Origin of the sequence: Ureaplasma diversum (assembly GCF_000941095.1) — a bacterium.
Classification (GTDB): domain Bacteria; phylum Bacillota_I; class Bacilli_A; order Mycoplasmatales; family Mycoplasmoidaceae; genus Ureaplasma; species Ureaplasma diversum.
In genome coordinates, this window is the sequence record NZ_CP009770.1 from 297,456 (window position 1) to 323,829 (window position 26,374).

General features: G+C 27.4%; 20 protein-coding genes. 5 read left to right on the forward strand and 15 right to left on the reverse strand.

The window, feature by feature from the left end:
- The first annotated feature begins 84 nt into the window (after positions 1-84).
- Positions 85-1,503, forward strand: a complete 1,419-nt coding sequence (locus tag JM47_RS01225; protein ID WP_318023472.1) for an IS3 family transposase — start codon at positions 85-87, stop codon at positions 1,501-1,503.
- A 370-nt stretch (positions 1,504-1,873) separates the two neighbouring features.
- On the forward strand, positions 1,874-3,004 hold the full coding sequence (locus JM47_RS01230; protein WP_208895169.1) for a GA module-containing protein: 1,131 nt from the start codon (positions 1,874-1,876) through the stop codon (positions 3,002-3,004).
- A 111-nt stretch (positions 3,005-3,115) separates the two neighbouring features.
- Here JM47_RS01230 and JM47_RS01235 read toward each other — a convergent pair whose 3' ends face one another.
- The 15 genes from JM47_RS01235 to rpmF form a co-directional block, all read right to left on the reverse strand.
- Positions 3,116-4,234 carry a hypothetical protein gene (locus JM47_RS01235; protein ID WP_208895170.1) on the reverse strand — a complete coding sequence of 373 codons (1,119 nt, stop codon included), beginning with the start codon at positions 4,232-4,234 and terminating at the stop codon, positions 3,116-3,118.
- A gap of 218 nt (positions 4,235-4,452) precedes the next feature.
- The gene (locus tag JM47_RS01240) at positions 4,453-5,484 is read right to left on the reverse strand and encodes a Vmc-like lipoprotein signal peptide domain-containing protein (protein WP_208895171.1); all 1,032 of its coding nucleotides are present in this window, start codon (positions 5,482-5,484) and stop codon (positions 4,453-4,455) included.
- 149 nt (positions 5,485-5,633) lie between these two features.
- A complete protein-coding gene (locus JM47_RS01245; protein ID WP_208895172.1) occupies positions 5,634-8,927 on the reverse strand; it encodes an MIP family Ig-specific serine endopeptidase in 3,294 nt (1,097 codons plus the stop codon).
- Positions 8,928-9,143: 216 nt separating this feature from the next.
- Complete coding sequence (locus JM47_RS01250; RefSeq protein WP_244870387.1) at positions 9,144-9,581, reverse strand: hypothetical protein; 438 nt, start codon at positions 9,579-9,581, stop codon at positions 9,144-9,146.
- Entirely contained in the window at positions 9,559-9,918 is a 360-nt protein-coding gene (gene rbfA / locus JM47_RS01255) for a 30S ribosome-binding factor RbfA (protein WP_208895173.1), read from the reverse strand. Before rbfA ends, JM47_RS01250 begins: the two co-directional genes overlap by 23 nt.
- A gap of 5 nt (positions 9,919-9,923) precedes the next feature.
- Positions 9,924-11,783 carry a translation initiation factor IF-2 gene (infB, locus tag JM47_RS01260; protein WP_208895174.1) on the reverse strand — a complete coding sequence of 620 codons (1,860 nt, stop codon included), beginning with the start codon at positions 11,781-11,783 and terminating at the stop codon, positions 9,924-9,926.
- Positions 11,784-11,811: 28 nt separating this feature from the next.
- Positions 11,812-12,060, reverse strand: a complete 249-nt coding sequence (locus JM47_RS01265) for a DUF448 domain-containing protein (protein WP_208895175.1) — start codon at positions 12,058-12,060, stop codon at positions 11,812-11,814.
- Between the two features lie 3 nt (positions 12,061-12,063).
- A complete protein-coding gene (gene nusA / locus JM47_RS01270; RefSeq protein WP_208895176.1) occupies positions 12,064-13,506 on the reverse strand; it encodes a transcription termination factor NusA in 1,443 nt (480 codons plus the stop codon).
- A 115-nt stretch (positions 13,507-13,621) separates the two neighbouring features.
- Positions 13,622-14,515, reverse strand: a complete 894-nt coding sequence (locus JM47_RS01275) for a tRNA 2-thiocytidine biosynthesis TtcA family protein (protein ID WP_208895177.1) — start codon at positions 14,513-14,515, stop codon at positions 13,622-13,624.
- Between the two features lie 2 nt (positions 14,516-14,517).
- A complete protein-coding gene (locus tag JM47_RS01280) occupies positions 14,518-19,323 on the reverse strand; it encodes an ABC transporter permease (protein WP_208895178.1) in 4,806 nt (1,601 codons plus the stop codon).
- A 99-nt stretch (positions 19,324-19,422) separates the two neighbouring features.
- On the reverse strand, positions 19,423-20,241 hold the full coding sequence (locus JM47_RS01285; RefSeq protein ID WP_208895179.1) for a bifunctional 5,10-methylenetetrahydrofolate dehydrogenase/5,10-methenyltetrahydrofolate cyclohydrolase: 819 nt from the start codon (positions 20,239-20,241) through the stop codon (positions 19,423-19,425).
- A gap of 67 nt (positions 20,242-20,308) precedes the next feature.
- On the reverse strand, positions 20,309-21,649 hold the full coding sequence (locus JM47_RS01290) for a hypothetical protein (RefSeq protein WP_208895180.1): 1,341 nt from the start codon (positions 21,647-21,649) through the stop codon (positions 20,309-20,311).
- 30 nt (positions 21,650-21,679) lie between these two features.
- Positions 21,680-24,322 carry a hypothetical protein gene (locus tag JM47_RS01295; protein ID WP_208895181.1) on the reverse strand — a complete coding sequence of 881 codons (2,643 nt, stop codon included), beginning with the start codon at positions 24,320-24,322 and terminating at the stop codon, positions 21,680-21,682.
- 240 nt (positions 24,323-24,562) lie between these two features.
- Complete coding sequence (locus JM47_RS01300; protein WP_323754873.1) at positions 24,563-24,763, reverse strand: hypothetical protein; 201 nt, start codon at positions 24,761-24,763, stop codon at positions 24,563-24,565.
- A gap of 83 nt (positions 24,764-24,846) precedes the next feature.
- Complete coding sequence (rpmF, locus tag JM47_RS01305) at positions 24,847-25,017, reverse strand: 50S ribosomal protein L32 (protein WP_081847796.1); 171 nt, start codon at positions 25,015-25,017, stop codon at positions 24,847-24,849.
- Between the two features lie 162 nt (positions 25,018-25,179).
- On the opposite strand from rpmF, the gene udk reads away from it, so the two are divergent.
- The 3 genes from udk to JM47_RS01320 are packed head-to-tail and all read left to right on the forward strand — an operon-like array spanning position 25,180 to position 26,374.
- Positions 25,180-25,800, forward strand: coding sequence for a uridine kinase (gene udk, locus JM47_RS01310; protein WP_208895182.1), 621 nt, complete (start codon positions 25,180-25,182; stop codon positions 25,798-25,800).
- Between the two features lie 3 nt (positions 25,801-25,803).
- Positions 25,804-26,091, forward strand: a complete 288-nt coding sequence (locus tag JM47_RS01315) for a hypothetical protein (RefSeq protein ID WP_208895183.1) — start codon at positions 25,804-25,806, stop codon at positions 26,089-26,091.
- On the forward strand, positions 26,072-26,374 hold the full coding sequence (locus JM47_RS01320; RefSeq protein WP_208895184.1) for a NifU family protein: 303 nt from the start codon (positions 26,072-26,074) through the stop codon (positions 26,372-26,374). The genes JM47_RS01315 and JM47_RS01320 overlap by 20 nt, the downstream gene beginning before the upstream one ends.

Here is a 26,374-nt window from a genome sequence, read left to right on the forward strand (position 1 = left end):
TAATTATTAATAAATAAAACAAACAACCAAACATACTGAAATGAACCCTAAAAGTTGGACAACCAACGAAAGGATTCATTTTTCATGAAATTAACATACAAAGATAAGTTAGAGATCTACTCTTTGTACAAAGAAAAAGATTTTTCATTTAATAAAATTGCAAAGAAATACAATTTAAACAGAACCGTTGTTTGATACATTATTCGGTTAATAGAAAGGCATGGAACTAAGATTGTTTATCGTTCTAGGAATAAAAAATATTCTAAAGAATTCAAAAAAGCAGCAATTGATCGTGTTTTGCTTAACGGTGAAACTTATGTAAGGGTATCGATAGAATTAGGATTATCTAATGTTGGTTTATTACACTCATGAATTAAATCTTTTCTTGAAAACGGGTATAATGTTGTAGAGAAAAAGAGGGGCCGTAAACCATATGAACAAAAAGCAAGAAAACAAGACGAACATCTCATTGAAGCAAGAAAATGAACTTTTACGAAAGCAGAATTTACGCCTTACCATAGAGAACGAATACTTAAAAAAATTAGATGCCTTAGTTCAGAAAAGAGAAAACCAACAAAAGAAGAAATAGCTCAAGCTATCACAGAACTAAGGCAAGAATTGTTATGTAGTTTGAGATTCATTTTAGAAGTAATTAATAGCAATCCAAATTGTCCAGGCATTTCAAGAAGTGATTATTATTACCACCTTAAAAAGGTAAGTAAGGATCTGAAAAACAAGGAAATAATGAGCCTTATCACTGAAATTTATTACCACCACAAAAAACGCTATGGATACCGTAGAATCACACTAGAATTAGCAAATAGAGGGATTTTAATTAATCATAAAAAAGTGAAACGTTTAATGAAACTAATGGGATTATTTGCTCTAACTCCTAAAGCTAAATATCGATCATACAAAGGCGATTTAAATGGGGTAGTGAAGAGTCATCTATTAATCAAGATTCAAGATCAAGTTGCTCATAAAACTTATTATCAACGAGATTTTTCAACCACTTCTTGTAATCAAAAATGAACAACTGATGTTACTGAATTTCGCATCACTAATAGCAAAGTATACTTATCACCAATTATGGATATGCACAATAGAGAAATTATTGCTTTTAATATTTCAACAAGCCCTAACTTTCAACAGACAGTTAAGATGATTGGTGAAGCTTTTCAAAAGTTTGAAGACTTAAGTGGGTTAATATTGCATTCAGATCAAGGCTGACAATATCAAATGCGCCAATACCGCCAAATGCTAGCTGAGAAAAATATTATTCAATCAATGTCGCGAAAAGGTAATTGTCTTGATAATTCGCCTATGGAAAATTTCTTCGGTAAACTAAAAAACGAAATGTTTTATGGTCATGAATCTGAATTTAAAACGGTTGAAGAATTAATCCAAGCTATAACAAACTACATTCATTACTATAATAACGAAAGAATACAAGTAAAATTAAAAGGATTGACTCCTGTACAATACAGGCATCAATCCTTATAACAATAGACAAGAATTAATTTGTCCAAAAAATCGGGTTCACTACAAAATGTTCCGGTTAAAAGTGTTTTAAGAGATATAAAAAATCCTCCTTATTTCTTTGTATTCGCGCTTATAAATCACTTCAATTTCTTACCTTTTAATTTCTTCTCCTACTAATCTATTACCTAACTACCCCTACCAAAAACACTCTTCCAACTAACCCTTTATTAGCTAAAACAGCCTAAGCAACTTATCTAAACAACATTACAAATTAATTTAAACCTATCAATTAATTTAGTTTTAGTTAGCTAATTTGTATTATAATTTTTAGATATTTAAATGGAATCATAGTATTAAAAACTTATTATCGAATTAGAATAAGGATTTAGATATGAGTAAATTAAAAACTAAGAAAGCAGTCATTTGAACTGTTGTTGGTTTATTAGTAGCTTCATCAATTATTGGTTTAACTACTGGTCTTGTAATTAGCAAGCAAAACAATAAAAATAACAAAGACAAAGAACTACAAACTAAACAAACCAACTCAAAAATAGCTATTAATGAATTATCTAGTTTAAGTAAAGAAGAAAAAGCTAATTTCATTGAACAACTTGATAAAACAAAAACTATCAATGAAATAGATACTATTTTAACTATAGCTAAAAAATTAGATCAAGACAAAAAAACTGCTAATAATCAAAAACTAACAGAAATACAAACTAAGAAACAATCTATTTTAGATGCAATTAGTCTATTAAAAAACTTAGAACAAGATCAAATCAAAGAGTATCAAAACCAAGCAATAAACACTGATTCTCTTATAGAATTAGATTCTATTTTACAAACAGCTACAAACAAAGATCAAGAAATTAAATTACAAGCATTTAATGACTTTATCAAAGTTAAAATAGATGCCAATCAATATATTTTAAACAACCTTAATAAACCAATTTATATTGATGCTAAAAATGAACTTGAATCAAAAATCAAAGATTTTGATCAACGTTTTGAAGATGAAAGCAACAAAGTTGCAAATAAATATAACGAAGCTAAATCTATTTTAGAAAATGCTATCTTTCATGCTAGTAGAGATGTTAAAAAAGTTGATACAGCTCAACTTGATGAAAACAAACTAGAAGTTAAAGAATTAAAGTTCCAATATCATAAAGATGATAAGCAAATAGTTAAGAACTTAATTGTAACTATTACTGGTAAAAACCTTGATAAACGATTCAATAATGATCCTAAAGCTGTTTTATTAATTCAAAACTCTAAACAAAATATTAATTATTTCAAAGTTGATTTTCCAATCAATATAGAACGTAAGGTGCTTAATAACACCAATGAACAAATTAACTTTGGTGCTAATCTAGATGATAGAAAAAACACTAAAGGAGATGTTGAAATCGATAAGTTAGTTTTAATTTCAGATAATGAATACCATATGATTGATCTTAAAAACAAATCTTTAAAGTTTAATACAGATACTACAGATAAAGATGTAAGTATCTTTGATAGTTAGATTATTGTTATTTAGTGTCTTTTAAATTAATAATACATAAGAAAAACTAATCCTAATAGTTGGTGCAAAGTCCAATTATAGGATTAGTTTTAATTATTATTTAAACATTAATTAAGATTGAGCTCTTTTAATTCTGTTTTGAAGTAAATCTAAAACTTTCTTACCTTGTTTAGCTATAATCTTTTTAGCAAACTTTTCAACAAATTTTACTCTTAATAAAGGTATTTTAGATTTGATGAAGTTGTATGACTGGTTAGCAATTACTTTAGATAGTTTAGCAGCAACTTGGTTATTATCATCTAATAATAAAATTAAATAAAAAGTTTTAGCAATGTTTTCGATGAATGTGTTGTCTAATCTATCAAGAATTTTTTGAACCATTCTCTTAGCAAATGAAGCTTCTTGGTTTTTAGCATCAATTTCTTGTTCTGATCATTTTTCATCTGGCTTTTTTAAGTCTAATTTAATATTACCGGTAGATGAACCAGTCTTGGTGTTTCTTAGAGTAATATTTAATGATCAACCTTTATTAAGGTCTTGGTTAATCTTTGTAAATTCTAAATCTTCATTAAATGAAACTAAGTATCTAGCTAAGAAATCTTTAATCATTTTAACAACAGCATTATATTCGTTTAATTTATTTGCTTTAGTTGCTTTTTCTTTAGTGATACTTAAACCTAAACTTCTATCAACCTTTTGAATAGCAGCTTTTAAATCTTCATTAAATCATTTAATAGGAACATAGAAATTGTTAAATTCATCTTGTAAAACTTTTTCAACTTCTTTAGCTTCTGTCGATGTTTCAAAAGCAACATTAATATCATCTTTTTCTGGTTTAGTTATTAAATCTTTTTTGAAATCGAAGTTTTGGAATTTCTTTAATTCATTATTAAGGAATTGTTCTCTTTCAAATTGTTTATTGATTTTAACACCTTTAACATTAACATCAAATTTGATGTAGTCATCCTTCTTGTTAGCAAATTCATTTACTTGATCTACAAATGTTTTTGATGATTGAACAAAAGATTGGTCATCATTTAAACCATATGTAACACTATATGTTGTTTTAACAGGAGCTACTTGTTTTTGATGATTTTGTTGTGTATTATTTTTCGAACCTTTTTCCGGTTTACTTTCTGGTTGTGATTTTTTACATGCAACAGCAACTGCTGCTATTGGTACTGCACAGAAAGCAATCAAAGATAAGATTTTGATAGTTTTTGCTTTCATATTTTATTCCTCTAATCTCGAATAGCAAAATTCTAAAAAAAAAGTCAAGTAATATAAACAAAGTTTATAAAGTTTTAGGAATAATTTCTGTAGTTAGTTGAGTTGTCTATTAATATTGGTAAATATTTTAGTAATAAGTGGTTTGATTTTTGGTTGTTGAGAATAAAAAAGCAAACCTATTAGGTTTGCTAAATGGTTTTGCGTAGCCGGGGAATGGTTTATGCAATATTATTCTCTTTTAAGAAATTTGGAATAGTTTTTGTTAGAATAGTATCCGCAATTGCGTTTGAATCTTCTTGAAATACTTCTCTAATAAGTGGTGTTCAATAAGATTTTCATATTGATTTTGTTACTTTTTTAACATTTAATAAATTTCTTGAGTTTTTATAATCGGAAGTAAAGAAACTAGTCATTAATTTATCTGGTTCAGTGGTATTAAATAGTTTTCCAAAATCAACATCATATACATCTTCATCTTTAACAGAACCAGGCTTTCGATAAAACCCTAGTTGTTTTTGTTCTTCTGTAATTAGTTTTTTCTTTTCGTTTTCTAACATTCAATCAAGAATTTTCTTAGTTCCTATAAGTAATTCATCACGTGTAAGTTTTCTTTCTTCTGGAACTTTTTGTTCTTGATCAGCCTGATCACCTTGCATTTTTTCTTCTGGCATCGGATTTGAATTTTCGCCGTTTTGTTGAGTGTTAGATTGCCCCCCCAAACCCATAGAATCTTTTTCGTTCTTTTCTTGCATTCCTTCTTGTTTTACTTCTGGTTTACCATTTTGCTCAGAAGTATTAGGTTCTGGGGTTTTTACTTCTGGAGCTGGTTCTTCTTTTTTAGTCTCAGGATCTTTTGGATTTCCTTGTTCTTTTTGATTTAAGCCAGTTTCAGGTTGTTGATCTTGTTGATCTTGTTGATCTTTTTTATCATCTGGTTTTAGATTAATTTGTGGTTTGATCGGCTCTTCTGAAGAATCCTTCTCAACCTTAGGAGTTGTTTGTTGATTATTCTTTTCTAAGTTTTGGTTATTATCTTGTTTAGGCTGATTAGTTTGATTTTTAGATACATCACTATTTGTTTTCTTATTTGCTTCAACAGTGACATTCTTATTTTTGTTTTCAACCTTTTTAACAGGTGTATTTTTGTTATCATTACAACTAGCTAAAATAGCAGTTGCCCCAATTACAGCAACCATACCTAATGATAATAAAACAACTAGTTTTTTATTTTTAAATTTATGTTTAATCATTTTTATACCTCTTTGTTTATTAACAAGGTAATTCCATATTTATTTAAAACTAATGAGTGTAATTACTCTAAATAATAATGCAATATTATAACAAGAATTTGATTTTAATGTATTTTTGATCAATACAAATTTATAAATCACATTATTTATTAGTAGTTTAAAGATGAACTTTTATTATTAAAGAATGGAAATAAATCATCTAATCCAAATCTATTAAATCTATTAATTCCATTAAATCTATTAATTCTATTAAATGTATTTGGTCTTGGTTTTAATTCAGGAGCTTTATCAAATAACCAAGTCTTTTCATTAGAGAAGTGTTTTCTTAATGCTTGTTTATATGAAGTCAATTGATATGGCATTCCACCATTGATTAAATCAAACGCTGGTAGAATTTGTTCATCATTAATTCTAAGCCCTTCAAAAATTAATGGTTCTGTTAGTCCAGTATCTGTTTCATTAACAATTGCAAAATGGATACCAACAATTTCTTTATTAGCATTTAATACAGCTGATCCTGATGATCCAGGTTTAAGTGAACTATCTGCAATTGAATACATTAAATTAAAGTATTCATTATATCCTTCATATCCAGTAGCATTTTTAAAGTTTAAACTATAGTTAGTTATTGTACCATTGTTAACACCAGGAATGATTTGGTCATATTTATTAAGAAATAAATTGTTATTAATATGATTAGTTTCTAATTTTGCTCCAGTAGTAAAATCAGTGTCTTTAGTTGATTTATTAATTGTTGGTGCTTGAGCAAAAACATCACCTAGTTCTCTTTGTCCTTGATACCCAAAAATATAAAAGTCTTTTCTATTTAATGAAGTATCAATATCATTTGTTAATAAACTACCTTTAGCAAACTTGTGTGGATTATTTTTGTATTTATTATAGAAGTCACGAGTAATAAGTTTGGCTTGTCATTCGTTTTCGAATGTAATTTTAAGAACTGCAAAATCTTTAGCATGATCAGGTAACATTTTTATTGATGGATCTGAACCAGCGTGACGTTTGTACGCAGTCATATAACTTTTATCTAAGAAATTAGTTGCCGTATATAACAAAGCAAAGTCTTTAATTTTATATTCTGTAAGATTTCTACTTAGATTTTCATTTCGACCATATCTTCTTAAACTATTGCCTAAATGCTCACTAAAAGCAACAGATAAACCATCCCTTTGATGTCTGCTTGTTATAATTTGAGCTTTTGGAACTGTAGCAGTGTCATATACTTCATTTTTTAAATAAAAGAATCGCCCTGCAACATGGATATTTGTAGCAATAAAGAAAGTAGTTGGATATTGTTCATCATTTTTAGGGTGAACATAATCTAAAATTCAACCTGTTCCTAATACTTTTTGAGTTTTATAGTTTCCTCTTTGAAGTTGCGTTGTCTTTGTATATCTAAGAGCAAACGTCATATCATAAGCATACTTATAAACATCATTTTCAGGTATGAAATAATTTCAATATTTATTGTATTGACTTGGATCTTTTATCTGAGTATTAAATTTATTATACTTAATTATTTCATCAGTAGATAAAGCCTTAGTTTCATAAGCTTTATTGTATTCAAGTTGTTTGTTATCTTCTAGATCTAATGTTTTGAATTGATGAACAAATCATTTATCTTCATTAACATGATCTTTTGAATAAATTGAATAAGGAACACTACTTTGGATTCTATTTACAAGCACACTCTTTAGTTTATATGAAGTGTTTTTATTTAATCCGGTTAGCTTTGCTCTAATCCATTTTTGGTTTTTATCTAAAGTTATTGAATTATCACTAAACTCTTTTATATTATTATTTTCATCTTCTAAAGTAATAGTTACTTTATCATTTACATTTAATAAATTCTCATTATCAAATACTAATGCTTTAAAATCAACACTATTGTTTTGTGGTTCTATAAATTCAATTTGATTATAAGCTAATAATACATTAAGTGGTTTTTCAATTACTTTAAATTCTGTATTAGCTAAACTATTAACTGCATTAACAAAGAATGATGTTTTATTTTGATTTTGATCAATAATCCAAGCATTCTTAAAAGTGTATTTTAAGTTTTGGATTGGTTCTGATCCAATCTTAAGATTAAATTGTTTAACTACTGTTTTATTTAATTCAGTAGCTTCTATTTGAACTGGTTCACTATAAACAGGATTATTATTTTGATCAACAAATTCTAATATAACATTAACTGGTTGATTTTTATTATTAAAGTTTGATAAAGTAGTATCAAACACTAGTTGATGATCTTTAGTGTAATATGGTCTAAGTTCAATGCTTTGAATATAACTTAAAGGTTGATAGTTATTAAATTCAATTTTAAAATCAGCTTTAGCTACATCATAAATACTATTATTTAAATCATCATTAACATTTTTAATTAAATTAGCTGGTTTGTTTTTAAAACTAATAGCTTTAGTAATATATTTCTTATTTTTAGTTAAATTAGCTAAATCAAAAATAACAGAAGCAGCTGAATTAGAATGTTGACCAATTTTTGATTCAATTGTTTGATCATTATCTAATGTTAATAAAACAATTTGATCATTAGTAAATAATTGATCTTTAGTTTCTACATCAACTTTTAGTTGATGTTTATTACCATCATATTCATATTTAGATACAAATGTTTTAGATGGTTCTAAAGTAATTGGTTTTAGTTTAAATTTAGTTAAATCAAAGGTTTTGGTTTGATTAATATCATCTTTATTTTTAATTAATACTTTATTAAGTGATCAGTTTCGATTAAAAACTAGATCATTAAATGATACATTAACTTTAACTTCTTGTTTATTATCATTAACTTTAATTAATTGATTAGTTTTAATAGATAAATGATCGTTTGAAACATATTCTAGTTCAACTAATTGGTTATTAAGTTGATGATTTAAATCATCAAAAACAAGTTCAGTATTAATAGCATTATTTAAATATTGATGTTTAACTTCTTTTAAACTAATTGTTTGTTCTAAAGTTTTAAAATCTAATGATTGTTTAAAAACTAGATCATTAAGTTTGAAATTAGTTAATTGATAAGTAGTGTTTTGTTGTAATGAAGTTAATAAGAGCTTAAAGCTATTGTTTGTTGGTTTTAATGTTAGTTTTTTAGTTTGTTTAGTTTTAAGATTAATTAAATCAACAAATAAGTTAGCTTTTGGATCCAAGGTATTATTATTATTATTATTATTATTATTATTATTAAGATTAATTAATAGTTGAGCTGAATTAGTAGTTATATCTTTAATTGTTGCTTGTAATGAATAATTAGTTTTAGGTTTAGTTGTTTGATCTTGTTTATTTAACTTAGATGGATCAGATGTTTGATCTTGGTTAACACAAGCAACTGCTACTAAACTAGTTGCAGCTAATAATCCAGCTGTTGGAATTATTAGCTTTTTAAATTTATTTCAAAACGCTTTCATACATCAATCTTTTAATAACCTTTAATAACACTAATTTCTAAAACAAAATAATATAACAATGTTCTTATTCTAGTAGTAAACTACTAAATATATTAACAAAACATATTATTTGTTAATTTAATTATAAAACCTTTAGCACATTTAAACAAACTAAAACAATAACAATCCCCTTTGTAGAAGCTACAAAGGGGGTATTTTATTTACTTACTTATTTATTTAGTAATAAATATGAACACTAATATTCAAACATAAACATATGATGAATAATAAAAAAGCTAATGAATAGAAAAACCAGACAAATGCATGAAATAAAACAGAAGCATGCAAACCATTAATTCCTGTAATCCAACATCCTAACAAAAACAATAAAGGAACAAAAAGAAGAGCAAAACCAGTATAAACCATTATTTTAATTGGTTTAACTAAATCATCATTTTGAGCAATAATAAATTGTTCTTGTAAATTTAAATGTATTGGATTTAAAAAGTGTAAACATAAACCAAAACCAATACTTAATAATAAAAGAACTACAAAAATAGTGCTTCAAGATCAAACTAAGCCCTTTTTAGTTCTTAAGTGTTTATCAAGTACATAAACATTTTGTTTTGGTTTATGTTTTTTAGTAACTTGATTATTTATTTTGCTCTTCATCATCTTTTATCTTTTTAAATAAAGCATCAATTTTTTGAGCATAATCAATTGTTTCATCTGAAACAAATCTTAGTTCAGGAAGTTTGTGAGCAGATCAAACTTGTGAAAGTTTTGATCTTAAAAGTCCACTTACCTTATTAATAGCAACTAATACATCTGGCATTGTTGATCTAATTCTAGTATCAAAAAAGATTTTAGCAACTGATAAATCATTACTTAATCGTACTGCAGTTACCCTAGCATTTTTAGCAATTGGATCACGCACTTCTTTAAGAATAGTTTCATTTAAAGTTTGTAAAATTAATGATTCCAACCGACCTATTTTTACTTCACTAGCCATAGTTTTTAATTTACCTCATCATGTTTCTTTTCTATTTTAGCATAACATTCGATGATGTCATTTTCTTTGATATCATTGAAGTTTTCGATTGTTAAACCACAATCTCTTCCCTTAGTTACTTCAGATGCTTGGTCTTTGTTTTGTTGTAAACTTGCAATCTTTGAAGAATAAATAACAACACCATCACGAATTACTCTAGCTAAAGCATTTCGTTTAATTTTACCATTTAAAACATTACATCCACAAATTGTTCCAACTTGTGAGTGATGTCAAATTTTAAGAACAACTGCTTCACCTAATACTTCTTCAACAATAATTGGGTCAAGACTACCCTTAAGTCATGATTCAAGGTCTTCTTTGAACTTGTAGATAACTTCATAAGAAACAATCTTAATACCAACACTATCAGCTAATTCCTTTATTAACCGACTTGGTCGAATATTAAAACCAACAATAACAGCATTTGATGTTTGAGCTAAACGGATATCTGATTCACTAATTTGTCCAATTGCTGAACGAATTAATGAACTTGTTGCTCCGTTGATTTCAATACCACTTACTATCCCTTTAAGTGCTTCTAAACTTCCTTGTACATCAGCTTTAATAATTAAGTTGATGTTTTTAAGTTCACCATCTGCAATCTTTTGTTTAAGTTCAAGGTTATTAACCATTGCACGTTCAATTCGAATATTTTTTTGACGAACATCATTAGCAATTTGTCTTGCTTGTTTTTCATCATCTAAAGCTAAGAATTTATCACCTGCAGTTGGTACACTATCAAATCCAGTTACTTTAACAGGTTTAGAAGGTAAAGCAGCAGTTAGTTCATTGTTGTTTTCATCAAACATATTACGGATTTTACCATATGTTGCTCCAACAACTAAATAATCCCCTTTTTTAAGTGTTCCATTTTGTACTAATAAAGTAGCAATTGGACCATGACCTTTATCTAAGTTAGCTTCAATTGTAGTTCCATAAGCTAAACGGTTAGGGTTTGCTTTATATTCATTAAGTTCAGCTACTAATAAAATTGAATCTAATAGTTCAGCAATTCCTTCATTCTTAAGAGCAGAACCTTTAATAAAAACAGTATCTCCACCTAATTCTTCAGCTACTAATTCTTTACCAGCTAACTGTTGAATAACTTTATTTGGATCAGCTTCATATTTATCCATTTTATTAACAAAAACAATGATTGGAACATTAGCAGCTTTAGCATGGTCAATTGCTTCTTCAGTTTGCATTTTAATTCCATCATCCGCAGCTACAACTAAAATAACAATATCAGTTAAATTAGCTCCCCGAGCACGCATTTCAGTAAAAGCTTCATGTCCTGGAGTATCAATAAATGTAATTGGTTGATTATTTTTAACTACTTGATAAGCACCAATGTGTTGCGTAATCCCACCAGCTTCATTACTTGTGACTGATGTTTTACGGATTGTATCTAATAATGTTGTTTTACCATGGTCAACATGCCCCATGATTGTAACAATTGGCGCTCTTGTTTTAAGATCTTTAGGATCATCATCAAAGGAAATATTATCTAATAGGTTTTCAGTGTTAATATTTTTTTCAATCTTAAAGTCTAAATCATACTCTAAACAAAGTTCACCAATTTGTTCTTCATTTAAAATTGTGTTTAGATTGTATGCGATTCCTTTTTTGAAATAACGCATAATGATTTCATTAACACTTTTGTTTAATTTAGGTGCAAGTTCAGCAATTGTAAGAGGTGATGTAAATACAAATGTACCATTAACAACTCCAACATCTACTTGCCTCATTTGCTTTTTAATATCCAACCCTATCCGGTTATCCTTTGGTTTGGAATTAACTTGTTTTTTAATATTCTTCTTTGCCATATTTCCTCCTGATAATTATTAACTCAACTTAATTAACTTTTATTAATTGTTCTAATACTGCTAATGTTGATTCAAAACTTTTAAGATGAAAGTAATTAGTAATCTTTTTAGCAACATTATTTAAGTTCATATCTTTATCTAGTTTTAAATAATATCCCCGCCCAGTTGATGAATTAAAATCGATTTCATCTTGTTTTATTATAAAACGAACCATTTGGTTTGGTGGGTATTTTTTTCTTGTATAAAAACAAGTTCTTAAATTGATGATTTGTCCCATTGTTTATTTTTGTTCTAAATCAATTAAATCTTCAAAACCTTCTAATACTTCAATATCTTCATCATCAGCTTCACTATCATTGTTTTCAACTACAACTGGTTCACTTTTTTGTTCTACAACAGGTTGTTGGATTGGTTTAGTTTCAGCTTCTTGATGATTAGTTGATAGATTTTCTAAACTCTCTTCTTCTTGTGTTTGAGCATTGATTTCGTTTCGATAGTTTTCAACAATTGCTAACACATCATCATTACTCATTGTGTTCTTATGAAGGTTTTGCATTCGAAGACGACGGAATTGCTCTTGGTCAAAGACAGTATAGCTAATATTTTCTTTATGAGCTTGCTTATCACTTTTAACATCAATACTATAACCAACTAATTTACTAATTAATCGGATATTAACCCCACCCCGTCCAACAATTGAAGGAATATGTTGTTCTTTAGTAATTAATGTAACAGCTCTATTTTGTTCATTAGGATCAAAAATTAAACTAACAATTTTATCAACCCCAATTGCATTAGCTAAAAAAGTAACTATATCATCAGAATATTGAACAATATCAATTCGTTCATTATTTAATTGTTTAGAAATACTATTAATAGTACTTCCACGAATTCCTAAAATAGTTGTTACTGGATTAATGTTTGGATTATAACAACTTACAGCTACTTTAGATTTAATCCCAGCTGATCGAACAATTTTTTCGATCTTAATAACCCCTTCACGCACATCTAAGATTTCTCTTTTAATAATTGCTTCTAATAAATCAGGATCATTTCTTGTTAAAAGCACAGGTCAAAGTCTTGATTGTTCTTTAACATCTTTGATCACAAAGTGATAAAGATGGTTTAGTTTTAATTCTTCATCACCAATTTTTTCTTTAACAGATAAAAACCCTTGTGTGTTTCATTTATCTTCTAAAAGGATATGATAACCATAGATTTGATTAGTGTTATTGATTCTACGTTCATTTTGTTCTACAACTTTTGCATAAATTACTTTTCCAATTTGGGGTCTTCAATAATCAGCTACTTTAGCATTATGTAATTCAGTAATTCGTTGTTTAAATAGTTGAGAAATTTGTAAAACTTGTGAAGGTTTCATCTCTTCAATTGGATATGTTTTATAAACTAAATCGCCAACTTTAGCATCTGGATTGATTTTCTTAGCTTCACTTAATAGGATTTCAACGATATCATCAAACCCTGTCTCAAGAGTTTCATCATTGCTTTTTTCATCTTCAACAACAGTGAAAATTTCATAGCAATCAATTGTCCCTTTTTCTAAATCGATTTTAACTTCAAATCGTCCATCTGGTGAATTCTTATGATATGCTTTTTCAAACGCTTCTTTAAGAACTTGGGCTACATCTTCAACTGGAAGGTCTTTATCATTAGCAACTAAAGGGATTAAATCTGCTAATTCTTTTGAGTTTATTTTTGCCATTGAAAACCTTTCATATATCGTAATTAAACAAGAAACGACAACCCTATAAGAGGGATGTCGTCTCAAAAATCACTTGTTTTGTTTGTTTGACTAATTAAATTATAACATATTTAGATTAATCTTCTGATTCAAAGTCGCTTAAATCATCATAATACTTCTTATCATCTTCTTTTGTATCATTACTATTATTAGCTTTATTAGTACTCGTATAAGTACCATCATTAATTCCAAGATCTCGTAAATCAATTGGATTAATACTATTATCTTCATTTTTAAATCAAAGATCAAATTCTTTACCATTTAATAAAGCTACTAAGAAGTTAGTATAAGCAATTTTTGTTTTTCTTTGATTATAAATTGCTTCAGCTAAAAAGTCTTTCATAGCATCTCTACTTGTAAATCCTTCCATTGGACAACCACAAGGTACAGTTGGCATATTACTTACTTGTTTAACTGCTTTAATAATATCTTTTTCACGACATAAAATTAAAGGACGAATAAAATCCATTTGTTCTTTATCTAAATACATTTGTGGTTTAAATGTAGCAATTCGTCCTTCATTAATCATATTCATAAAGAAGGTTTCAATGGCATCATCAGCATGATGTCCCATTGCTACTTTATTACAATTAAATCGTTTAGCACATCCTATTAAAATAGCTTTTTTAAGTTTTGAACAAAGTGAACACTGGATCTTACCTTTACGCATATTAGCACGTAAAATATCACCCATATCAGTTTCTTCGATATGAAAAACTATTCCTTGTTCTTTTCAGAAGTTAATAATTGGTTCATAGTCAATGTGACATAAATTCATTTTTAAATGAATCCCAACGACTTCAATATCTCAATTTAATTCTCTTTTATAAATCTTTTTAATTAATCCTAAACTGTATAGTAATAACATTGAATCCTTACCACCAGATACACCAACACAGATTCTGTCATTGTTATTGATTAATTTAAAGATTTTGTTTGCTTTTAAAATATTTCCAATAATTGTTCGCATAATTAAGCCCGCTTACTTGCATTAACCACATTTGTTCGTTTAAGTAAATAAAGTGCAATCAACCAAATACTTAACAATCCCCCTAAAACAACTAAAGTAATTACTAAGAAGTGTCATCATACAAAACCAGTTGTAATTAATACTCCAATCGCACTAAAGATTGCTTTTGTAAATAAATCAATAATTAAAGTAGTTAAAGGAATTGATAATAATAACCCTAAAGTAAATGGAGTAATAAATGTAGTAACAAACAAGACTGCATTCTTAAGATCTGAATAACCCATATTCTTAAGTAAAGCTACAACTTTAGCAATATCAAACACAGAGTTAGCAGTCATTAAAATTACTAATAATAAAATAATTAATAAGAAAATACTAATTACAACAATTTGTACACTTGTAATTGTATTTGATGCTGTTCTTAATACTTCAAACATCACATCCACTGCTTCTACATTTTGTACCATTGATAAATAAGTATCATAACCAAATTTATTGATTAACTGATCAATGATTCATTCAGCTTGTTGGGTTAATGTTCTTTTAGAGACAATGTTTTTGTTTTGATCATAAACATTAATAGCATCGTTTTGGAGTTGCTCTAAACTACTATAACCAAGTGCACGCACTAAGCGTTTTTGAGATTCTAAAATTGGGTGTAAAACTGATTTAGGATTATTTAAATCAGCTTCTTTAAATTTATTATTAGTGTTTAGTACATTTTCAATTAACTTAAGAGTAAATGCATCTTTTTTCCATCTTTCATCTGTTGGATATAGACCAGATGGTGAGTAAATTGGGACCATTCTTGTTAAGATTTCAGGAGCTAGTTTATTAGTTAAAATCCCATTAAATGCCCCTTTATAACCAATGAAATTAAATTTCTCTGAATATGGTGATTCTTTTAGATTTAAGATCTTTCTTGCTGTTTCAATACTTGTATACATCCGTTGATCTTGATATGTATCATTAATTCCAACAACAGTTAGTGTAACTGATTTCTTAGTAAAGTTAAATTGGTATCGATCTGCTGAATTATGAATTTTAAAAGTAATTTGATCACCAATCTTTAGATTATGAGCTTTAGCTGTATTTTGATTAATAATTAAAGCATCATCTCTTTGGGTTAATAAACTATTAATCTTTTGATTATTACTATATAAATCAACTAATCTAGTATTATCAATTAAACCCATAATTTTATTATTTTTAATACTTGTATAATCTAAATTATTGATTTTAGTAATTGTTGAATCAACTCAGATATATGGTTCATCATGTTCAATTACTTTTCTTTGTTTGTTTTCACGTCTATAATCTAAACCAATACTATTAAACATAACCCCACTTCAAGTATGATAATACTTCTCATTAATTGATGGGTGGGTTAATAATACTAAGTTAATAAACTCATCAGCTAGTTTTGTAGCTGTAATTGAATCTAATGAGTTAGTAGCTGCTTGTGAGTTAACACTATAGTAGATTTTCTTTGGTTTTCTTATGATTGTAATTGTTTGATTAGTGTTCTTGTTTGTGATCTTAAACTCATAAGCTTGAGCTCCATTTGAGATCTCTAGATCGGTAAATGAATTAAAACTTAATGAGACAGTTTTAGGATTAGCTGCATCTGGATCAATTACAATTTTAATTACATTGTTATCAATGTTTTCAAACAATTCCTTTTTAATTAAGATTGGATCATAGTTGTAGATGTATTCAAACTCGCCATTAGGATCTTGTTTTAAGAATTTAGATCTAAAATAAGAACTTAAACTAATTTTGTTAATTTCAGTTTTTTGTTGATTATTAATATTAGTTAAAAAGAATAGTTCATCATATACTAAATCATCATGTTTGATGATGTATTTAGTATCTAGTTTATTATCTTTATTTTGTACTTGATAACTTAATGAACTAATAAACATTTTATTATTAGCAATTCTGTTAAGATTAATAAATTTCTCTAATTGATCTTTATTATTAATAACAAGTCGTCAGAATTTATTTTCATAAACCATTGAACCATTAAAAGCAAAAAGATTCATATTTTGATCAAAAATAATTCCTTTAAAAGAATAGGTTTTGTTTTGTTTTAAACTATCATCTTTAAGTTTAGCTGTTTGAGTTGATACTAAAGTATTAAATTGGTTAACATTGTTGAATTCAAACTCATCAACAACATCATTAATGTTTAATATTTCATGTGCAATCTTAGCTACTTTATCAGAACTTTTAGCATCTAAAATCAAGTGATCATTAACTAGTGAAGTTCCTCAAAGTTTGTAGTGTTTTTCAATTTCTTGTAGTGTGTTTTCAGGAATTAATGATTTAGTAATTGATCAAGGATTAGTGCTTGATCCAGCCCCACTAATTCCAAAGTTAAAGTCTAAGAATTGTTTTGCTTGAAAAGCATTAGCTATATATAATAAATCATAAGATTTACGTTCAGCATCTTTTGCTCCAATTAATTTTAGATTACTTAGATCTTTAATTAAATTAAGACCATTTAGTTTGGTTTTTAATTTAATGAATTGATCATAATCACTACTTTCATATTTTTGATCAATGATGTTATCAGTTTTTTGAGTAGGATCATTGCTTTTAACAGTAATCGTAGAACCAAATCGTTCAATGTCTGCAGAATGGTATTGTCCCCCTTCAATTGTTGGGGTTGATAGTTCGATCGCATACTTATATTTATTTGATAATAAAGTACTTTGGGTTGTATTCTCAATTTTGTCTTTTGTTGCACTTAAGAACATAATTAAACTAAATGAGAAAGCAATCATTGATCCTAAAATAAAGATTTGAGATAACGATTTAAACGAAAGTGTAATTGTATATCGACCAAATGCAGAACCATATGCAAATGGTTTTTTAATATATTTAACAATTCAAGAAATTTTATGAGTTTCACTTCCCCTCATTAAATCAATTGGATTCTTCTTTAACGATCATCAAGACAATGAAGCAATTAATCCAAATAAGAATAAGAAAGGAAGAATTACTACTAAGAATAGATTTAAGAAATTAAATGATTCAAACTCAGTTGGTAATAATCAATAATTACTAATTAAAGTAATTCCTAAAGGTTGAGCAAAGTGTGAACCTACTAATCCAATAATTCCACCTAATAAAGAAGGGATTAAACCAATTAAACCAAAACTTGTAATTAGTTTTCACTTCTCTACCCCGTTAGCAAGTGAAATTCCAATATTGATCTTATTTTGAGCAATAAATCTTCTTACAATGATTGCTACTACAAAAATAGCAAAGATCATAATAAATAAAGTAATGATTAAACTAAAGGTTTTAATATATGTTGTAATTTGACTAACAAATACAATTCTTAATGGACTTGGTGTAATTTTATTATTTGTATCATCTTTAATATAAGCAGCAGGAATACTACTTGGTCAGTTCATATAAGCTTTAGTTTGGATCATTTTATTTAAATCAGAAACTAAAGCTTTATATTCTTCACTTTTTAAACTACTACCATCTTTGTTTTTAAGAACAATGTGTAACATTCTTTCAATTGGATTTGATCTAAAAGCATCATAGATTCGATAAAATCCATTTTTGTTAACATACACTAACCCCTCTTTAACTGGGTTAGGAATAACTGATGCAAATGATACAATCGGATACATAAAATCAGGAGTGATCCCTGTATCTAATAGTACAAACTCAGTTGAATCAACTTTAAGTTTATATTTATCATCAATACTTGCAAACCAAGCTTCAAACACGCTTTGTCTTTGATATTTCTTAATTGCTTCATTTCAAGTATTAAGATCAAATAATTGTTTCTTTTGATTATCAATAAATGGTTTAAAACCAACTATTGCATAAGCACTTTTCACATCAAAATAAACAGGAATGGGAATTCCTGCTCTTATAAAACTAAAAGCGATTCGGTGTTCTTTAACAACAGTTGATGCTTCTGTATTGATCTCTATTCCTTTTTTAGAAGGATATAAGATAGCAATAAATTGTTTTTGGACAGCATTTGCATCTGCTGCACTAAACTTTGAAAAATCAGCTACATTAGCTAATAATGGATCATAGTTTTGATCTGATTGAGCATATTCATAAGCTTTGATGAATAGTTTACGATAATCGTCATCATCAAATTCTCAAGCACCATTAACAATATTCTTTAATAAATAGATCCTAGCTTTAGCAGCACTACTTAAATCCATTTGATCAACATCTAAAATATTAGATAAAGGTTTAAGATCTTTTTTACTTTCTAAAAGTTCTGTTTCATTAGTAATTTTATATAAATTATGATTTGGATTAGTTTTATTGTTATTAATTAAAAAATCAACAACATCAGAACTTGCATTATTAAAAATCTTTCTTAAATCAATACTATCAAATCCAGCACTCTCTAATCGTTTATTAGTTTCTGCACTAAAAGTATTAATTTTTTGTTTTGTTGAGTACTCAACAATTTTATAAGTAATATTATTACTTGCTGAGTTAACTAGTAATGATTGATGGGGATTATAATCAAACAGCTGATCTTTAGATGCATAAAAAGTTTTTAGTTGATCTAAATCTTTATAAAAAGCTGCTTTTTTAGCTTCTCCGCCCTCTTCTGAATACGACTCATTAACAACCACATCATGTAGTTTTTGTTCAGTTACTAGTTTGTTGTATGATCTAGTAATTGTTTGTGAAACATTATTTAATAATAAGAATGAGAAGATTGTAATAAAAAGTAAAATACAAAGCCCAAAAAAACTGGCTTTGCTTTTGTTTAAATACCGATAGACATTTTTAATTAGTTTTTTAAACATAAAATCATCCTTAAAAAAGAAAGTTAAGGATTGTTTATGAACCTTTATAACAATCTATATTATAAGATTATACCCCTAAATTATCTTTTTATTACTATTTTATTTAGTAGTTAGAAAGTAATTACTAAATAAAAATAAGGTTGTTAATTTACCAATCCCTCCAGGGGTTGGTGTGTATTTAATATTATGCTCATTAGCATAAGTTTGATCAATAATAAACGATCCTTTTAGTTTATTGTTAACATACTCGGTTGTTACATCAATTAAATAAGTATTATCAGCTAATCAATCAATAGGATAAACTAAAGCTTTATTAATACAAGAAATTACTAAAGTAGATCCTTTAATTAATTCTTGTTTATTAACTGTTGTTGAATTAATTTGTACAATTGATTTTGGTTTGTTTTTTAAAATAAGTTGATATAAATAATTCCCTAAATAAATTGATCGACCTAATATACAAACATCTTCTTGTTTTAAATCTAGTTTTAAATAGTTAATTAATTCAAGTACTGCACTAACAGTGGCTGGATGATATTTAATCAAATTAAAATCATCTTCAATATAACTAGGTGCTACTATCCCATCAATATCATTATCTAAACTTAAATATGAAAAATAGTTTTGATCTAAAATAGGTTTAGAAATAGGAAATTCAAACATCATAAAATGATGATCTTTAATTTCTTTTAATAATCTATGATTAGTATCTAGATCATTAGTATATAAATCATGAACATAAACCTTAACATCAAAGATATTACCATACTTAACTTTTGATTTAATATAAGCACTATTAACATCAACTAATGAGCTATCATAAAAAACATAAATAGCTTTTTGTTTCTTGTTTTTTTGACTTAGTTCTTTTAGTTGATTAAGTTTCATTTCATATATTAGATCAATGTATTTTTTCATACTGAATTATATAAAAGACAAAAAAGCAAGAAAGCTTGCTTTTTTAATCTAACTTATTTCTATTTTTTTATTTATTGTTAAGTGTTGTTTTTAATGGTACTTTTTGATTGTTAATGTATGCTTTAAGATCAATGTTAGAGTTGTTAACTGTTGCATTAACTGAATAGTTTGGTTGATAAACTGTTTTATATGCTTTATGAGTAACTACTTCATTTTTAGAAGCATTAATCTTTTGTAAGAATTCATAATCTGATAGATTACTATCAGCAACACCAGCATCAATTAAATCATATAAGTTATCAAACTCATCATCAAAATCAAGAGCTTTTTTATTTTTAGCGGCTCAACGTACACTTGCTTTAATTCGTTTAATTGCTTCATAATAAGTTGCATAATTAGCAAGTGGATGGTTTTTAGTAGTTAGTTTTGTTTTTAGATCAATAAATAAAGTGTATCAGTCAACTAAGAATTTTAAAACTGAGATCTCTAAACCAAGAGCTGATAAGAAATTAATTCGTTTTTCATATAAAGCTGCTAAGTATTGGTTTTCATTACCATAGTAGTTATTAAGCTTTAATCGGTTAATTTTAACGATTTGTAGCATGTGATAAACTCTGTTTTGTTCTTGGACTTCAAGAATTTCTTCAAGCTCAGAGATAACACCAATTTGTGTTGATAAAGCAAGTGTTAGTTTAATGAAGTTTTCTTTAGATGAAGAAGAATTAAATAAACTATCATCTTTTAATATTTTTTGTTTAATTTCATTGATTCGACTATAAACACTATCAAAATAATCACGTTCAATTTTTTCTAAATTATCTTGGTGTTCTTTATTTAATTTTTTAAGATCTTCACCATTTTTAAGCTTATTAGCTTTTTGAGAATAAACTTGATGTTCTTTAGCTGTTTGTTGATCTTTATTAATAATTAAATCTTTAATATCTTTAAAGTATCAATCAGCAAAAAGGTTATAACAAATTCTCTCCCCTTCATTGATGAATGAATTTAATCAATTTTCATTATCTTGGACAATTTCAACAGCATTCTCTTTAATGTTATTATCCATAAAGTTCTTTGAAATTGTTTCATAGTATTGATCTACTAAAGTTTCTAATTTATCAGCATAATCTTTAACTTTAGCTGGATCAATATCATTGTTTAAGATAACAATGCTATCATCTTGAAAACCATAATCTAAATCATAATATGAGATGTTTTCAGCATCATAGTTATTATATAAAACACCACTAGTATGAACATTCCCACCATTTGGACAAACATGTGGATGATCTTGTTCAAATAATAAACCATCAGTTCTTCTAATTAAAACATTTTCAGGATTTCCTGTTCAACCTTGTTCTAAAAGTTGTTCTGTTTCTAAGTGAATCGTTGTTTTTGTTTTATTCATCGCTTTAGTTTCCTTATCATCCCTTAAATATTATTTTTTCTTTCAGAACCATTTTTTAGCTTTTTTAGGTTGTTGGTTAGATTCATCTTCTAAATGGATACTACTATCTAAATCATTGATTAAGTGAGTAATATCATCGTTTGTTTCTGTTTTATTAGATACAGTGTTTTCTTCTACTTGAACATCTTCTTGCTTGTCAATTGCATAGAATTCAGTTTTTAAGCTGTTGATTTGTTCTTGGTTAAGATCAGTGTCATTGTATGGTTTTAGATCGATATCATCTGGTTGATAATCAACATTGCTTTGTGTTTGTTCTTCAATTTCATGAGCTTGGTGACGAAGTTCTACTTTTTGATGCCCTTGTTCATAGTGTTCAATATCTTCAAATGCTTCTTCATAATCTTCATGTTGATATTTTTCAGTGTAATTAATATCACCTACTGAATAGAATTCTTGTTCTAAGTTATTGATTTCACTTTCTGATAGTAATGTATCATCTGTTGGCATTAATTTAGAAATTGTTGGCTCATTATCTGAACTTGGTTCTTGTTTTTCATCTTCTTGTTTTGAAGAACATGAAGATTGAGTTTGACAAGTTGATTCAGATTGTGAAGCCATATCACAAGACATATCGCAAGTTTCAGCTTGTTTAGATTCACAAGTTGTTTCTGATTCACAAGACATTTGACAAGATTGAGTTTCAGAATTCATTTCACAAACTTGAGGTTGTTTAGATTCACAACTACTCATCTCACAAGTCTTAGGTTGTGAAGAGTCACATGATTTTTCAGTGTCACAACTCATTTCACATGATGATTGAGTTTCTGAGTTCATTTCACAAGTTTGAACTTGTTCAGTTGCACAAGACATTTCGCAAACTTCTGGCTGTTTAGATTCACAAGATGATTGAGTTTCTGAACTCATTTCACAAGTCTTAGCTTGTTTAGAATCACACATCATTTCACAAGAAGAGTTAGCTACTAATACTTCGTTTGTATGAGTTTGTTCGTGTTCACTATGTTCATCATCTTCGTGATCATCAACATAACAAAGTGGAATTTTATCATCTCGATTAATTCAAGCTTGGTGTTCTTGTTGAGTAGGAATTGGGTGAAGAATAGAAGCGTAATATAAACCTTTCTTTTCTTCTTTAGTTAGATCATCTTCTTTTTTAGATGGACAAACTTTATAAGCTTTAAGTTTAAGAAGTTGAGCAACTATTGGATCAATATCTGATTCAGAATGTAATGAACATGAACCAGTTCTATTAGCTTTTTTAATTAGTGTAGATGGGTGAATAAATTCAAACTCAACTTCATCACTAATTACTTCATCAACTGGTTTATCTTGAATTTCTTCAACTAAATCAAAATTAGTTTCTTTAGTAGAGTGTTGTTTATAGATTGCATTTAATTCATCAATAATTGGATTAAGTGTTGGATCAACTACTTTGTTTTTAGTTTCAACTACTTCAAATTTAGATATTGGTTGAATTTCATATTCTTGGTTTAAATTGTTTTGTGTTTGTTCTGTATGAAGTTCTAATTCTTGGTGAGTGTGTTCGTGTTCGTGTTCATGAGCTTGGTGACGGTTTAATACTTTTAAATGTCCTTGTTCGTAGTGTTCAATATCTTCAATTGCTTCTTCATAGTCTTCATTATCATATTGTTCTACATAGTTAATAGGACCAGCTGAGTAGAATTCTTTTTCTAAATTAGCTATTTCTTCAGCAGTTAATAATGTATCATCAGTTGGTTTAAGTTCAGAAATAATTGTTCTAGAAATAGAACTATTATTAGCTACATTAAGTAATGATTCATCTAATTCTTCATTACTGTATGATGATATTGAATCACGGTATTGAATATTTGTCTTATAACATTCAGGACAAGAATCTCAAAGTAGTTTGTCTAGATCACATTGTGGTGAATTAGAAAGCATTGATCGACGAAGTTTGTAATCAGTTCTTTCAAAACTAAATGGTAAGAATTCTTCGTATTTAAGATTAATACTATTGAAATCAAATGTTTCATTACTCTTAGCTAATTCTTGTCTATAATCAGCTTCAGTTAGTAATGATTTTAAATATACAAGGATACTAATAACATCAAGTCTTGATAATAAAGAAGACTTAATATCATTAAATCTTTGTTCACTAAACATTAAATTTTCATTATCAAGTCTAAATTTATTGATTTCACCATTAAACTTATCAAAATCAAAAGCAGCTTCAGCTAATCATTCTGAACATTGTTGATCTAAGGTTTTAATTTGTTCTTCAGTTCAATTTTGTTCTTTAGGATTACCTAAAAATCAAGCTAAAATATCTTGAGTTCAAATCCCTTTTGAAATCAAATATTCTCTTGTTTTGTTAAATGCATCTTTTAAGTATGGTTTATCAATAACATTAAAAGCAAAAAGTGAACTATCTTTAGCAGCTTTGTTTGAAATAAAGCTGATTGTTTTTAGTTCATCATCTTTAATTGATGGATCACTTAGATAAAAATGCCCTTTAGTAGAGCCTTTAGGAAGAAAGATTTCATCTTTATATGTATCAATGCTATGTAATTTTACTTTTTCATTTTTTAAATAAACGTCTTGATTTTGTGGATCATTAATCCCTAAAAGAGCAGCTTCTTGTTTAGTTAAAAAAATTGTATTAGATCGTTTCATTTAATATCCTTCCTACTACTTTTCCATCTTTTATTCTCTACTTATCTATATTATTTTATGTGTTTTAGATAAATTTATTTGATATTGTTATTTTATAGCTATATTACCTTATGTAATTATACTATTTTTTAATCTTATTTCTTTTGATAATATTTCCATAACGATTAAATCAAAACATCAACAAGACTTAAAGTTTTAATAAAAGAACAAAAAAGAAGTGCGATGCACTTCTTCATATTTTTAAGCTAAACGAATTCCAATCGCAATCGCAATCGTGATAATAACCCCTAACAAAATAAACATTGTTGTTACTGTTAAAAGGATATTAATAATAAAGTTTTTACCTTGTTTCTTAAGTTTCTTTTCTGTAAAATGAATCACGCTTGGGATGTTTAAAACCTTAGTTAGTTGGTTTTCTCTTTTTAGATCATCCTGATTCATTGCAAGCGGATTAGTGTTTTGTTCTAATACTTGATTAGGAACTAAATCTTTACTTTTTTGTTTCATACTTAAGTAAATAATAACTAAATTGCTAATTTCACGTTACGGTATGTTTTACATTGCTTGCAAGCTCGATGAGGTAGTAATGGTTTCCCACAGTCACTGCAAGATGTTGTGATTGGTGCAGTTAAATGGTCGTGGCTACGACGCATTCCCTTACGTGATTTGCTTACTCGTCTTTGTTGTACAGCCATATGATCGCCTCATTTCTTTCTTGCATTTTAATAACCTTATTATTATACATTAATTTAACTAGTAATAAAATAGTTTTTTATATATTTACTTTTTTAAAGTTAAATAAGTGTGTTTGTAAATATTATAATTTATACATACAAGATTATAGGTTTAAATAGAAGATGACTAAACAAGTTATTATGATAGCAATCGCTGGAGCTTCAGGATCTGGCAAAAGTACTTTAGCTAAACTGATTATTTCAAAAATGCCCCCATCTTTAAAAACAATTGTTGTTTGTCAAGATTCATACTATTTTTCAAACAATCAATTAACCGCTGAACAACGAAGATCAATTAATTATGATCACCCTAAAAGTTTTGATTGAGACTTAATCAAAGAACAACTAACTAAAGTCAAACAAGAACATAAGATTAATGTTCCTAGATATGATTATATTAATGAAATCAGACTAGAACAAGGTGATTCATATAGTGATGTTGATGTAGTGATCTTTGAAGGAATTTATGCTATTTATGATCAAAGTATCAATGACTATTTTGATATTAAGATCTTTGTTGATACTCCAAAGGATGAATGTTTAACTAGACGTTTATTAAGAGATATTAATGATCGAAAAAGAAGTTTAGAATCTGTAATCAAACAATGAAGAGATGATGTTTCACCAATGTATGATAAGTTCATAGAACCTTCTAAAAAGAATGCTGATTTAGTAATTATGACAATTCGTGAAAACAGCGTAGCTGTACAAACAATCATGAATTGAATCTTAAAGAAGGTATAAGGTATGAGCTATTATGGAATTATTAAATATAAATTAACAGATCATGCTATTAGTCGTCTTAAACAACGAGAACCTAAATTTAAAGATATGAGCAACATTATGATCAGTGCTCATATCAACCAACGTTTAAATAACATTAGACCAGCTTATACAGATACTAATGGATATTTAGTATACATTGACCCATATAACCATGGTTATAGCTTTTTAATTAACCAAGATAATATCGTAATAACTTATACAAAACGATCAATTAATAAAGGGGACTTTTATGCAAAAAGAAGATGATAGACTTAATTGGGATTATGATCAACAATTAAGTAAGATTAAAGAAGTATTAGAGATGTTAAGAGAATATGTAAGAATGGATGGGGGAGATTTTGAATTTGTTAAATATGAAGATCAATGTGTTTATATTAAGATCTTAGGAGCTTGTGTTGGTTGTATGTTATTAGATGTTACTTATAAAGAAGGATTAGAAAGAATCCTTAAAAAAGAAGTACCACAAATTAAAGAAGTAGAACTAATCGTTCCTAAGTTTGATACTTCTCGATTCTTCCCATTTAATTTTTAG